Source organism: Janibacter hoylei PVAS-1, from assembly GCF_004025845.1.
Lineage (GTDB): Bacteria > Actinomycetota > Actinomycetes > Actinomycetales > Dermatophilaceae > Janibacter > Janibacter hoylei.
In genome coordinates this window covers 26,555-38,757 of sequence record NZ_PIPF01000003.1, presented here as the reverse complement: position 1 = coordinate 38,757, position 12,203 = coordinate 26,555, and the positions used below count along the sequence as shown (strand labels likewise).

At 73.7% G+C, this 12,203-nt stretch carries 9 protein-coding genes; 2 read left to right on the top strand and 7 right to left on the bottom strand.

Annotated elements, in window-relative coordinates:
* Position 1: 1 nt before the first annotated feature.
* From CWN80_RS03545 to CWN80_RS03535, 3 genes are read right to left on the bottom strand one after another with little or no spacing between them, the layout of a single operon-like run.
* Positions 2 to 619, bottom strand: coding sequence for a uridine kinase family protein (locus CWN80_RS03545; protein WP_128276895.1), 618 nt, complete (start codon positions 617 to 619; stop codon positions 2 to 4).
* A gap of 11 nt (positions 620 to 630) precedes the next feature.
* Positions 631 to 2,334, bottom strand: coding sequence for a phospho-sugar mutase (locus CWN80_RS03540; RefSeq protein WP_007927355.1), 1,704 nt, complete (start codon positions 2,332 to 2,334; stop codon positions 631 to 633).
* Positions 2,334 to 3,152 (bottom strand): purine-nucleoside phosphorylase, encoded by an 819-nt coding sequence (locus CWN80_RS03535; RefSeq protein ID WP_007927356.1) that lies wholly within the window; start codon positions 3,150 to 3,152, stop codon positions 2,334 to 2,336. Before CWN80_RS03535 ends, CWN80_RS03540 begins: the two co-directional genes overlap by 1 nt.
* Before the next feature lie 25 nt (positions 3,153 to 3,177).
* Here CWN80_RS03535 and CWN80_RS03530 point away from each other — a divergent pair, with 25 nt between their 5' ends.
* Positions 3,178 to 4,590 (top strand): NAD(P)H-quinone dehydrogenase, encoded by a 1,413-nt coding sequence (locus CWN80_RS03530; protein ID WP_040881239.1) that lies wholly within the window; start codon positions 3,178 to 3,180, stop codon positions 4,588 to 4,590.
* Between the two features lie 79 nt (positions 4,591 to 4,669).
* Positions 4,670 to 4,993, top strand: a complete 324-nt coding sequence (locus tag CWN80_RS03525; RefSeq protein ID WP_007927358.1) for an antitoxin — start codon at positions 4,670 to 4,672, stop codon at positions 4,991 to 4,993.
* Here CWN80_RS03525 and CWN80_RS03520 read toward each other — a convergent pair.
* The 4 genes from CWN80_RS03520 to CWN80_RS03505 form a co-directional block, all read right to left on the bottom strand.
* Positions 4,964 to 6,970: an MFS transporter gene (locus CWN80_RS03520; RefSeq protein ID WP_007927359.1), complete on the bottom strand. Its 2,007-nt coding sequence runs from the start codon at positions 6,968 to 6,970 to the stop codon at positions 4,964 to 4,966. The genes CWN80_RS03525 and CWN80_RS03520 overlap by 30 nt on opposite strands.
* A complete protein-coding gene (locus tag CWN80_RS03515) occupies positions 6,970 to 8,736 on the bottom strand; it encodes an acetyl/propionyl/methylcrotonyl-CoA carboxylase subunit alpha (RefSeq protein WP_007927365.1) in 1,767 nt (588 codons plus the stop codon). The genes CWN80_RS03520 and CWN80_RS03515 overlap by 1 nt, the downstream gene beginning before the upstream one ends.
* A gap of 103 nt (positions 8,737 to 8,839) precedes the next feature.
* Positions 8,840 to 11,434: a DUF4153 domain-containing protein gene (locus CWN80_RS03510; protein ID WP_007927366.1), complete on the bottom strand. Its 2,595-nt coding sequence runs from the start codon at positions 11,432 to 11,434 to the stop codon at positions 8,840 to 8,842.
* Entirely contained in the window at positions 11,431 to 12,129 is a 699-nt protein-coding gene (locus tag CWN80_RS03505; protein WP_040881232.1) for a response regulator transcription factor, read from the bottom strand. Before CWN80_RS03505 ends, CWN80_RS03510 begins: the two co-directional genes overlap by 4 nt.
* Positions 12,130 to 12,203: the final 74 nt, after the last annotated feature.

The following is a 12,203-nucleotide window of genomic DNA, read 5'->3' as shown; positions in this document are numbered from 1 at the left end:
CTCAGGCGCCGGCGAGCTCGCGCTCGGCCTGCGTGGGGGTGGCGCAGCGGGCGCCGAGCTCGACGTGCCGGGCGACGACCCGCGGCTCGTCCCGCATGAGGACCAGGTCACGGCGGACGAGGGTGAGCGGCGGCTTGCGGCGCTCGGCGAGGTCGCGGGCCAGGCGCAGCACGAAGGTCTTGGCCCGGTGGTGGCGGATGCACCAGGCCGAGTGGAGCAGGCCGGCCTCGCGCAGGGCGGGGATCGCCTCGGCGGCGAAGATCCCTTCGGCGACGACGAGGTCGTCGGGTCGCGCCGTCACGGTGTGCTCGCCGGTGGCGCGGGAGACGCTGATGTCGTAGACGGGCATCGCGGCCTCACCGGTGGCGAGGAGAGTGCGCAGGGCCGCGACGGCCGCGGCCTCGTCCCAGCTGTCGGGGTGGTCCCAGTCGACCATGCCGAGCTCCGCGCTGCGGGGCAGGTCGGGGGCGTCGAGGTCCTTGTAGAAGTCGTCGAGGCGCACGACCGGCCACCCGTGGTCACGGTGGAGCCGGCCGGCGAGCCGTGACTTGCCGGATCCGCTGGGCCCGGCGAGCACGACGACCCGTCCGGGCGAAGGGGGCTGGGCTGGCGTCGGCACGAAGGGAGAGTCTAGAGCGCCGTGAGCGACTCCATCGCCGCCCGCACCCGGGTGAGCCGCTCGGCGGCCCGCCCCCGTGCCGGGAGCAGGTCGTCGTCCCCGGCCACGGGCTCGATGGCCTCGAGGTAGACCTTGAGCTTGGGCTCGGTGCCGGAGGGTCGCACGATGATGCGGGAGGCGTCGTCGAGCAGGTAGCGCAGCCCGTCGGTGGGCTGCAGGCCGCCGGCGCCCTCGGCGAGGTCCTCGGCGCTCGTCACGGCCGACCCGGCGATCTCCGTCGGCGGCGTCTGGCGCAGCCGGGCCATGACGACGTCGATGTCGGCGAGGTCGTCGACGCGGATGGAGAAGGCATCCGTGTCGTGGACGCCGAGCTGGCGGTGCAGGTCGTCGAGGACGTCGAGCAGGGTGCGCTCCTCGGCCTTGAGGATCGCGGCGAGCTCGGCGACGAGCAGGGCCGCGGAGACGCCGTCCTTGTCGAGGACGAGGTCGGGGGCGACGCAGTAGCCGAGGGCCTCCTCGTAGCCGTACGCCAGGCCGTCGACGCGGGCGATCCACTTGAAGCCGGTGAGGGTGTCCTCGTGCGCCACCCCGGACTGCCGGCACATCGCGGCGAGCAGCCGGGAGGAGACGATGGAGTTGGCCATGCGGCCGCCCTCGGGGATGCCGCGCATGATGAGGTGCGAGGCGAGCAGCGCGCCGACGTCGTCGCCGCCCAGCAACCGCCAGCCACCGTCGGCGCCCGCGTCGGGCACGGCGACCGCGCACCGGTCGGCATCGGGGTCGTTGGCGATGACGAGGTCGGGGGAGGTGGCCCGGGCGGTGGCGAGGGCCTCGTCGAGCGCGCCGTCCTCCTCGGGGTTGGGGAAGGCGACGGTCGGGAAGTCCGGGTCGGGGGCGGCCTGGGTCGCCACCGTGGCAGGGGCGGCGAAACCGGCCCGCTCGAAGGCCCGCCGCACCGTCGCGTCGCCCACGCCGTGCAGGGAGGTGTGCAGCACCTGCAGGTCACGCGGGCTGTCGGGCGCGACGACACCGGCGACCGCGTCGAGGTAGGCCTCGAGCACCTCGTCGCCGAGCACCTGCCAGCCGGACTCTGCGCGCGGCACCGACGCGACGCTCGTGACGCGGGAGATCTGCTCGGCGATCTGCGCGTCGCTCGGCGGCACGATCTGGCTGCCGGTGCCGAGGTAGACCTTGTAGCCGTTGTCCTGCGGCGGGTTGTGGCTCGCGGTGACCATGACGCCGGCGTCGGCGCCCAGGTGCCGGATCGCGAAGGCGAGGACCGGCGTGGGCAGCGGCTCGGGCAGCACGGCGGCCCGGCCACCGGCGGCGACGACGACCGCGGCCGTGTCGAGCGCGAAGGCATCGGAGTTGTGCCGGGCGTCCCGCCCGATGACGACGAAGGGGGAGTCGCTCGCCTCGCGCAGGTGGGCCACGAGACCTGCGGCGGCGCGGATGACGACGGCGCGGTTCATCCGGTGGGGGCCGGCGCCGAGGGCGCCGCGGAGGCCGGCGGTGCCGAACTGCAGCAGCCCGCTGAAGCGGTCGGCCAGGTCCGCTGCGGCGGCCGGGTCGGTGCCGCCCGAGGCCGCGTCGACGAGCTGCTCGAGCTCGGCCCGGGTGGCGGGGTCGGGGTCGTCGGCGGCCCACTCTGCCGCGGCGACGAGCAGGTCGTCGGCCAGCTCGCTCGTCGAGTGGCGGCCGGCGTACCCGCTCATCAGATGCGCCCGACGATGTTGGCCAGGAGGGTACCGCAGCGCTCGGCGGCGGCCTGCCCGGCGGCGACGACCTCGTCGTGCGCGAGCGGGGTCTCGCTGATGCCGGCGGCGGCATTGGTGACGAGCGAGACGCCGAGCACCTCGAGGCCGACCTCGCGGGCGGCGATCGCCTCGAGCGTCGTGCTCATGCCGACGAGGTCGGCGCCGAGGACCCCCGCCATGCGCACCTCCGCGGGCGTCTCGTAGTGGGGGCCGCGGAACTGCGCGTACACCCCTTCGTCGAGGTCGGGGTCGACCTCGCGGGCCAGCTCCCGCAGCCGGGGGGAGTAGAGATCGGTGAGGTCGACGAAGTTGGCGCCCTCGACCGGCGAGGTCGCCGTGAGGTTGATGTGGTCGCTGATGAGGACCGGAGTGCCGGGGCCCCACTCGGGGCGCAGCCCGCCGCAGCCGTTGGTGAGGACGATCGCGCGGCAGCCGGCCGCGGCCGCGGTCCGCACGGCGTGCACGACGGCTCGCACGCCGCGCCCTTCGTAGTAGTGGGTGCGGGTGCCGAAGACGAGGGCCCGCCGGCCGGACCCGGCGATGTCGACCGAGCGCATCTGCCCTGAGTGGCCGGCGACGGCCGCGGCCGCGAAGCCGGGCACCTCGGCCTGGTCGATCGTCGCGAGCGTCTCGCCGACGAGGTCGGCGGTCTGTCCCCAGCCGGAGCCGAGGACGAGGGCGACGTCGTGCTGCGCGACGCCCGTGCGCTCGGCGATGACGGCGGCCGCGTCGCGGGCGAGGTCGAAGGGGTCCTGGCTGTCGGTGTGCTCGGTCACAGGCGCAATCTACAAGGGTGGTTGGATGGGTGGTGTGACCCGAACCAGCTCAGTTGTCATCCTCGGCGGAGGTCCCGGCGGATACGAGGCGGCTCTCGTGGCCGCCCACCTCGGGGCGGCCGTCACCGTCGTCGACCGGGACGGCATCGGCGGGGCCGCCGTGCTCACCGACTGCGTCCCCAGCAAGACCCTCATCGCGACCGCCGACTACCTCGGCGGCATCGAGATCGCCGCCGACCTCGGGGTGCACCTCGAGGACCACGAGGGTGATGTCGCGACCGAGACCGTCGCGGAGCTGGCGGCGATCAACGCGCGCGTGCTCAACCTCGCGGCGGCGCAGTCCGCGGACATCACCGCCCGCCTCGAGGAGGTCGGGGTGCGGGTCGTCTCCGGCACGGGGCGGTTCACCTCGCCGAGCACGGTGACCGTCGAGACCGACGCCGGCAGCGAGGACATCGAGGCCGATGTCGTGCTCGTCAGCACGGGTGCCACCCCGCGGGTGCTGCCGACCGCGCAGCCCGACGGCGAGCGGATCCTCACCTGGCAGCAGATCTACGCCCTGCCCGATGTGCCGGAGCGGCTCGTCGTCGTCGGCTCGGGTGTCACCGGCGCCGAGCTCGCCCAGGCCTACCTCGGCCTGGGCGCCGACGTCACCCTCGTCTCCTCCCGCGAGCTCGTCCTGCCGGGCGAGGACCAGGACGCCGCCGCCGTCATCGAGGACGTCTTCCGTCGCCGGGGCATGACGGTGCTCAACCGCTCCCGCATGGCCTCGGCCGAGCGCCGCGGCGACGGCGTCGTCGTCACGCTCGAAGACGGTCGCGAGGTCGAGGGCAGCCACGTGCTCATCGCCGTGGGTGCGGTGCCCAACACGCGCGACCTCGGGCTCGAGGAGGTCGGGGTCGAGCTCAGCGAGTCGGGGCACATCGTCACCGACCGCGTCTCGCGGACGTCGGTGCGCGGCATCTACGCCGCGGGCGACTGCACCGGGGTCTTCGCGCTCGCCTCGGTGGCCGCGATGCAGGGTCGCACCGCGATGGCGCACGCTCTGGGAGACGCGGTGACCCCCCTTCGGCTGTCGGGCGTCTCCGCCAACGTCTTCACCGACCCCGAGATCGCGACGGTCGGCATCAGCGCCGCCGAGGCGGCGGACAATGCGGACGTCGAGGCCGTGATGATGCCGCTCTCGCGCAACCCGCGGGCCAAGATGCTCGGCATCACCGAGGGCTTCGTCAAGCTCTTCGCCTACCGCGGGACGGGCACGGTGCTCGGCGGCGTCATCGTCGCGCCCCGGGCCTCCGAGCTGATCTTCCCGGTGGCCCTCGCAGTCACCAACCGGCTGTCGGTCGACCAGGTCGCCTCGACCTTCACCGTGTACCCCTCGCTGACGGGCACTCTCGCGGAGGCGGCTCGTCGGCTGCACCCCCTCCACGGGGAGTGAGCTCGGCGGGCGCGCGGGTGCGGTCCCGCCGCTAGGGTCGCAGGGGGCCGATCCGCGGCCCGCGACGAAGGAGCCGAGGATGAGCAACAGCCCGCAGCAGTTCAACGGTGGCGAGTACGTCGACAAGGCGCGCGACGCGGCCCGGGACCACCCGGACCAGGCGCGCGGTGCGATCGACAAGGTCCAGGAGGCCGTCGACAAGCGCACCGGCGGCAAGTTCACGTCGATCATCGACAAGGCGGGCGACTTCGTCGAGGACAAGCTCGGTCTGCCTGAGGACAAGGCCGAGCCGAAGGGCGACGCCCAGCCCGAGGACGAGGCGACCGCCGAGTCGCCGAGGAGCCAGACTCCGGCCGAGCCGAAGCCGGAGGGGTCAACCGACGGCGGGGCCCTGCCCGGCTGAGGTCGGGCTCGCCCCCGCGGTGAGCTGCAGGTCGGCGCGGACCGTCCCGCCACCCACCGTGAGCATGCGGGTCGTGATGTCGCCGGTGCCGCGGTCCAGGGCCGTGAGCACGTAGGTGCCCTCCTTGGGCACCGGGAGGTCGTAGCGTCCGTCGGCGTCGGTGCGCATCCAGTCGACCGACCCGCCCGTGCGACGGGTGAGGACGACGGACACGTCCGCGGCCGGTCCGCCGTCGACGGCGGTCACCGTGCCCGTGACGCTCGTGCGCTCCCGCAGGACGAAGGGAGGGACCCGCCGCCCTTCTGCCAGGTCGACGTAGCCGCTCGCCGGCGCCCACCCGGGCGCCGTGACGACGAAGAGGTGCCGGATCGGGCCGCCCGTCGCCACGGAGTAGTCGCCCGCGGAGTCCGTGTGCGCCCAGTCGACGTGGGACCCCTGGCCGCCGAGGACGGTGACGACCGCGCCGCCGACGGCGTCGCCGGCGACGTCGGTGACCCGGCCGTGCACGACGTGGTCGGCGCGCTGCTCCTCGACGTCGGGCCGGGCCTCGACCTCGGCAGCCCGCTGGCGCAGGAAGGGCACGATGAGGGCTGCGCTGATCGCCGAGGCGATCGCGGCGAGGACGTAGACGAGGGCGATCGAGCCGTAGCCGGCGTGGCCGCCCGTCGCGGTGGAGGCCCCGGCGGCGAAGATCGCCGCGGTGACCGCGCTCGCGGTCGAGGTCCCGACCGAGCGCAGCAGGGTGTTGAGCCCGTTGGCCGCGGCCGTCTCGGTCACGGGCACCGAGCGCATGATGAGCGTCGGCAGCGCGGAGTAGGCCAGGGCCGTGCCGACCGTGACGACGACGGAGCCGACGACGATGGCCCCGATCGAGCCGCTCAGGGGCACGCGGACGAGGTACGACGCGGCCATGATCGAGCCGCCGACGGCGATCGCCAGCTCCGGGCCGAAGCGTCGCGTCACCCACCCGGCGAAGGGGGCGAGCAGACCGAAGGCGACCGCTGACGGGGCCATCCACAGACCGGCGTGCAGGCCGTCCAGCCCCATGCCGTAGCCGGAGTCCTCCGGTGTCTGCAGGAGCTGGGTCGACACGAGCATGTTGACGAAGAGCCCGAAGCCCATGAAGAGCGAGATCGTGTTGGCCGAGACGACGATCGGCTGGGCGGCGGTGCGGATGTCGACGAGCGGGTTGGGGATGCGCAGCTCGAGCGGTACGAAGACCGCGAGCAGGGCGCTGCCGACGCCGAAGGCGGCGAGGGTGCGGGTGTCGAGCCAGCCCCACTCCGCTCCCTTCGACACGGCGAGGAGCAGCAGGACGAGGGCGACGCTCAGCAGGACCGCCCCGCGCATGTCGAAGGCACCGGGGGAGCGGACGGTGGACTCGGCGACCGTCGCGCGCACGAGCAGGACCATGAGCAGGGCGAGCACCCCAGGGAGCCACAGCACGACGTGCCAGTCGTAGGTCTGGGCGAGGAAGCCGCCGAGGGGCAGCCCCACGCCGGCGCCGATGGCCAGGGTCGCGCTCATCAGGGCGACGGCCAGCGGCACCTGGTCCGGGTCGAGCTCGTCGCGCATCGTCGCGATGCCGACGGGGACGAGGGCCATGCCCATGCCCTGGAGCGCGCGGGCGACGATGAGGAAGGGCAGGGAGGGGGCGATACCCCCGATGGCGGCGCCGAGCGCGACGATCGCCAGGGTCACGAGGATCATCCGCCGCTTGCCGTACATGTCGGCCATGCGGGAGATGACGGGGGTGGCGACGGCGCCGGCCACGAGGGTCGCGGTCACCATCCACGAGGCATTGCCGGGGGTGGTCCCGATGAGGTCGGGCAGGTCGGGGACGAGCGGCAGGACCATCGTCTGCTGGAGCGAGACGACGGTGCCGCACAGGGCGAGCACGGCGATGACGACGCCGCCCCCGGCACGCCGGGAGGGCGTGCCGGGGGCGGCGTCGGTGCTCGCGGGAGGAGTCGTCATCAGTCCTTGATCTCGGCGAGGACCGCGCCGTTGCTCACCGTGGCGCCGACCTCGGCCTGCAGGCCGCTGATCGTGCCGGCCTTGTGCGCGTTGATGGGCTGCTCCATCTTCATCGCCTCGAGGACGACGACGAGGTCACCCTCGGCGACCTCCTGGCCCTCCTCGACGGCGACCTTGACGATCGTGCCCTGCATCGGGGCGGTGAGGCTGTCACCGGAGGCCGCCGCGCCGCCGCCGCTGCCGCCGGAGCGCTTGGGCGCCTTCTTCTTGGCGGCGCCGCCACCGCCACCGAGCGAGAGGCCGCCGGGCAGGACGACCTCGAGGCGCTTGCCGCCGACCTCGACGGTGATCTTCTGCCGCTCGCCGTCCTCCTCGGCCGCCTCGCCGACCTCGCCGCCGTAGGGCGCGATCTGGTTGTCGAACTCGGTCTCGATCCAGCGGGTGTAGACGGAGAAGGGCGCGTCACCCTCCGGCGCGAAGGCCGGGTCGCGGACGATCGCCTGGTGGAAGGGTACGACCGTCGGCATGCCGTCGACGACGAGCTCGTCGAGGGCGCGGCGAGAGCGCTCGAGAGCCTGCTGGCGGGTCGCGCCGGTGACGATGAGCTTGGCGATCATCGAGTCGAAGGCACCGGCGACGGTGTCGCCCTCCTCGATGCCGGCGTCCCAGCGGACACCGGGGCCCTGGGGGACGCGCATCTTGGTCACGGTGCCGGGGGCCGGCATGAAGTTGCGCCCGGCGTCCTCGCCGTTGATGCGGAACTCGAAGGAGTGGCCGCGGGCGACCGGGTCGTCGTAGCCGAGCTCCTCGCCGTCGGCGATGCGGAGCATCTCGCGGACGAGGTCGATGCCGGTGACCTCCTCGGTCACGGGGTGCTCGACCTGCAGGCGGGTGTTGACCTCGAGGAAGGAGATCGTGCCGTCCTGGGCGACGAGGTACTCGCAGGTGCCGGCGCCGACGTAGCCGGCCCCCTTGAGGATCGCCTTGGAGGCGCGGACGAGCTCGGCGTGCTGCTCCTCGGTGAGGAAGGGCGCGGGGGCCTCCTCGACGAGCTTCTGGTTGCGGCGCTGGAGCGAGCAGTCGCGGGTCGAGACGACGACGACGTTGCCGTGCTGGTCGGCGAGGCACTGGGTCTCGACGTGGCGCGGCTTGTCGAGGAACTTCTCGACGAGGCACTCGCCCCGGCCGAAGGCCGTGACGGCCTCGCGGACGGCCGACTCGTACAGCTCGGGGATCTCCTCCATCGTGTAGGCGACCTTGAGCCCGCGACCGCCACCGCCGTAGACGGCCTTGATGGCGATCGGCAGGCCGAACTCCTCGGCGAGGGCGACGACCTCGTCGGCGTCCTTGACCGGGTCATTGGTGCCGGGGGCCAGGGGCGCGTTGGCCTTGACCGCGATGTGCTTGGCCTTGGCCTTGTCACCGAGCGCGTCGATGGCCTGCGGGCTCGGGCCGATCCAGATCAGGCCGGCGTCGAGGACGGCCTGGGCGAAGTCGGCGTTCTCCGCGAGGAAGCCGTAGCCGGGGTGGACCGCGTCGGCGCCGGCGTCCCGGGCGACCTGCAGGAGCTTGTCCTGGAGCAGGTAGCTGTCGGCGGGCGTCTGACCGCCGAGGGCGTACGCCTCGTCGGCGACCTTGACGTGCAGGGCGTCACGGTCGGGCTCGGCGTAGACGGCGACGGAGCCGATGCCGGCGTCGGCGCAGGCACGGGCGATGCGGACGGCGATCTCGCCGCGGTTCGCGATGAGGACTTTGCTGATGGCCATGGGCCGCAGACTACTGCGTGCCTGCCACCCCCGGCGGGTCGCCCGCATCGTGGCGCCGCACACCCCCTTCGCCCACCCCCTGCGGAGGCGAAGGGGGCGCCCGTCACCTCGACCAGCCGCGGGAGTCGGTGCACTGGGTCGGGTCGTCGTAGCGCTGCCGGATCTCGTCGGCGCGGGAGCGGGCGAGGTTCCATCCGGCGAGGGTGTCCTCGTCGCCCGCGCCGTACACCTGGTGCATCGACAGCGCGCACTGCTTGATGTGCGCGGGCAGGGCGCTCGACTCGATGGTGGGCACGGCGTCGGCGGGCAGGCTGCTGAGGTACCAGGTGTCGATCTTGCCCGTGGCCTGCCACCGCTCGATGTTGCGGTCGGCGACCCAGGCATTCGTGTTGCCGACGGTGCCGACGATGGTGAGCACGGCGGCCGCGACGAGGCCCGTGCGGCCGAGCCAGCGCCGCGTCGGGGTGAAGAGGGAGACGAGCACCGCGAGGACGACGAGCCCGAGCCAGATCTCGAAGAGGTCGGCGTTGATCCGCAGCGTCGTGTAACCGTAGGCGTCCTGGTAGAGCGCCATGCGGCGCAGCGCGGAGGCGACGACGAGCAGGGTGAGGACGCACAGGGTCGCGTTCATGGCGGTCATGACCCGACGGTCGCGCTGGGTGCTCGCGCGGCCGAGCGCTCGAACCCCGGCGACGAGCAGCAGGGCGAGCGCGGTGGCGACGGTGAGCTGGCCGAAGCCCTGCCGGGCCGACTCGGCATAGGTCACGCCCGCGGTGCGCACGACGTAGTCGTGCCCGCCGACGACCGCCGCGGCCTGGGCGATGACGAAGGCGACGAAGATGGCGATGACGACGCCGAGCGGGACCTGCCACTCGCGCTCCGGGATGCGCGGCGACAGGCGTGCCCCGTCGACGGTCGGCGGGTTGATCGCGAGGTAGAGACCGGCGAGCGTGACGCCGGCGAAGAAGACGAGCACGAAGACCCGGAAGATCGCCATGTCGCTGATGTCGGGCACGAGGGCCGACGCCCACGAGCCGAGGACGGCGTCGGCGGAGGCGAGCAGCCCGCCGAAGACGAGCAGCAGGGCGAGGCTCACGACGGCCGTGCGCAAGATGGACCAGGCGCTGCCCCGGCGGGCGAGGACGCGGATCGTCCTGTCGAGCAGGGGGAGCCCGCGCAGCGCGGAGAGCGGCCAGGCGATGACCGACGCGGCGATCCCGCCGACCGTGCGCGCATCGGTGCACGCGGTCGCGGCGAGCACCCCGGCGACGGCGACGGCGAAGAAGCTCATCACCGGGTCGTCGCGCAGGATCGTCGTCAGGCCGAGGGGAAGGGCCAGCGCTGCGGTGACCCACGACCACGGCTTCGCCCGGCGGGGCGAGGCGAGCCACAAGGCGGCACCACCGGCGGTGAGCACGACGAGCAGCCCGAGCCCGATCGCATTGCCCGGCAGCAGGATCGCGGCGAGCAGGCCGACGGCGAGGGCGGCGAGCAGCAGCCGCGGCTGCCCCTGCGTGACCCGCTCGGGCCACCACCGCGACAACGAGAGCCCCGTTCCCTGCCCTTCGAGACGGCGCTGGCGCGCCTCCTCAGGACCCGGTGCGAGGCCGTTCGCGGCCGAGCCTCGAAGGGAGGGCGCGGATCCTGCAGTCATCGTGGGCTCCTGAGTGGTGGTCGTGGTGAGCGGTGCCGGCGAAGGGAAGGCCGGCGGGGTGAGCGGGAGGTGGAGCTCGAGCCGGGCCCCCGCGTCGGCGCCCAGGGCGCGGATCGTGCCGCCGTGCATCGAGGCGACCCACGCGGCGATGGCCAGGCCGAGGCCGGTGCCACCCCCTTCGTCCTCTCCGGGACCGAAGCGGTGGAAGAGCCGCTCCGCCCGCTCCGGGGTCAGGCCGGGTCCGTCGTCGGCGACGGTGAGGGTCCACGCGTCGCCGGCGGCGCGGGCGGTGAGGGTGACGGTGCCGCCGCTCGGGCTGTGCCGCACCGCGTTGTCGAGGAGGTTGGCGGTGACCTGGGCGAGGCGGGCACGGTCGCCGGTGACGACGAGGTCGCCGGGCTCGACGTCGGCGACGAGCGCGACGTCCCGGCCCTGGAGTGTGGTCTCGCCGATGGCGTCGTCGAGCAGGTCACCGACGCGGATCCGGCTGGGGGAGAGGGGGATTCCCCTGCCGTCGGGCCGGGAGAGGTCGAGCAGGTCGGTGACGAGCGAGCCGAGGCGCTCTGACTGGGCGAGGGCGGCGCGCAGGGTCGCCTCGTCGGGGGTGGTGACGCCGTCGGCGAGATTTTCGAGCAGGGCCTGCTGGGCCGACAAGGGCGTGCGCAGCTCGTGGGCGACGGTGGCGACGAGACGTCGCCGGTGCTCCTCGCCCTGCTCCAGCTCGGCGGCCATGCTCGCGAAGGCACGCGCCAGCTCGCCGATCTCGTCCTGGCTCGACGTCGTGATCCGGGCGCCGTAGTCCCCCTTCGCCATCCGCCGTGCGGCATCGGTCATCTGGGTGAGCGGGGTCGTCATGCCGGTCGCCAGCCAGCGGGTGACGACGAGGGCGAGGCCGATCGTCGCGGGCAGGCCGATCCACAGGGGGACCCCGGCATCGGTGCCGACCGTGCCGACGACGGCCGCGACGACGACGCTCACGCCGACGAGGACGGCGAGCCGGGTGCGGATCGAGGTGAGCTCGAGCAGGGGAGCGGAGCGGTTCATCGGTCGCTCCCGTCGTCGAGGGCGTAGCCGACGCCGTGGACCGTACGGATCCGGTGGCTGCCGACCTTGGCCCGCAGCGACTTGACGTGGCTGTCGAGGCTGCCGCGGCCCAGGCCGTCGTCCCAGCCCCACAGGTCGGCGACGATCCGCTCGCGGCGAAGCACCGCGCCGAGCTCGCGGGCGAGCAGGGCGAGCAGGTCGAACTCCGTCGGCGTGAGGTGGACGGCGTGGCCGTCGACGGTGCACCGCCGGGTGCGCTCGTCGAGGGTGAGCCCGGCGTGGTGGGTGATCGTCTCGTCGGGGCGCCCGAGCTCGGCGGCGCGCTCGACGCGGCGCAGCAGGGCCCGGACCCGGGCGACGACCTCGCGCATGCGAAATGGCTTGGTGAGGTAGTCGTCGGCGCCGACCCCGAGCCCGACGATGATGTCGCTCTCGTCGTCGCGGGCGGTGAGCATGAGCACCGGCACGGGGCGGTCGGCCTGGATCCGGCGGCACACCTCGAGTCCGTCGAACCCGGGCAGCATGAGGTCGAGCACGACGACCGCGGGGTCGTGCTCGGCGTGGGCGGCGACCGCCCCCGGGCCGTCGTGCGCCCGCACCACCTCGAAACCCTCCGCCGTGAAGCGGTCGGCCAGGGTCTGGTTGATCGTCGGGTCGTCCTCGACGACGAGCACGCACGGTGCGGGAGCGGTCATGGGATCAGGCTAGGCAGCCGCACCGGTGGATCCCCGGGACGAGATCTGGAGATCCTCTGCAGATCCGCCCGCCC

Bases quoted from the DNA above. Each gene is read 5' to 3' on its own strand.
- CWN80_RS03520 (WP_007927359.1), bottom strand. From the start codon at position 6,970: ATGACGACTCCTCCCGCGAGCACCGACGCCGCCCCCGGCACGCCCTCC.
- CWN80_RS03510 (WP_007927366.1), bottom strand. From the start codon at position 11,434: ATGAACCGCTCCGCTCCCCTGCTCGAGCTCACCTCGATCCGCACCCGG.
- CWN80_RS03540 (WP_007927355.1), bottom strand. From the start codon at position 2,334: ATGAGCGGGTACGCCGGCCGCCACTCGACGAGCGAGCTGGCCGACGAC.
- CWN80_RS03515 (WP_007927365.1), bottom strand. From the start codon at position 8,736: ATGGCCATCAGCAAAGTCCTCATCGCGAACCGCGGCGAGATCGCCGTC.
- CWN80_RS03505 (WP_040881232.1), bottom strand. From the start codon at position 12,129: ATGACCGCTCCCGCACCGTGCGTGCTCGTCGTCGAGGACGACCCGACG.
- CWN80_RS03525 (WP_007927358.1), top strand. From the start codon at position 4,670: ATGAGCAACAGCCCGCAGCAGTTCAACGGTGGCGAGTACGTCGACAAG.
- CWN80_RS03530 (WP_040881239.1), top strand. From the start codon at position 3,178: ATGGGTGGTGTGACCCGAACCAGCTCAGTTGTCATCCTCGGCGGAGGT.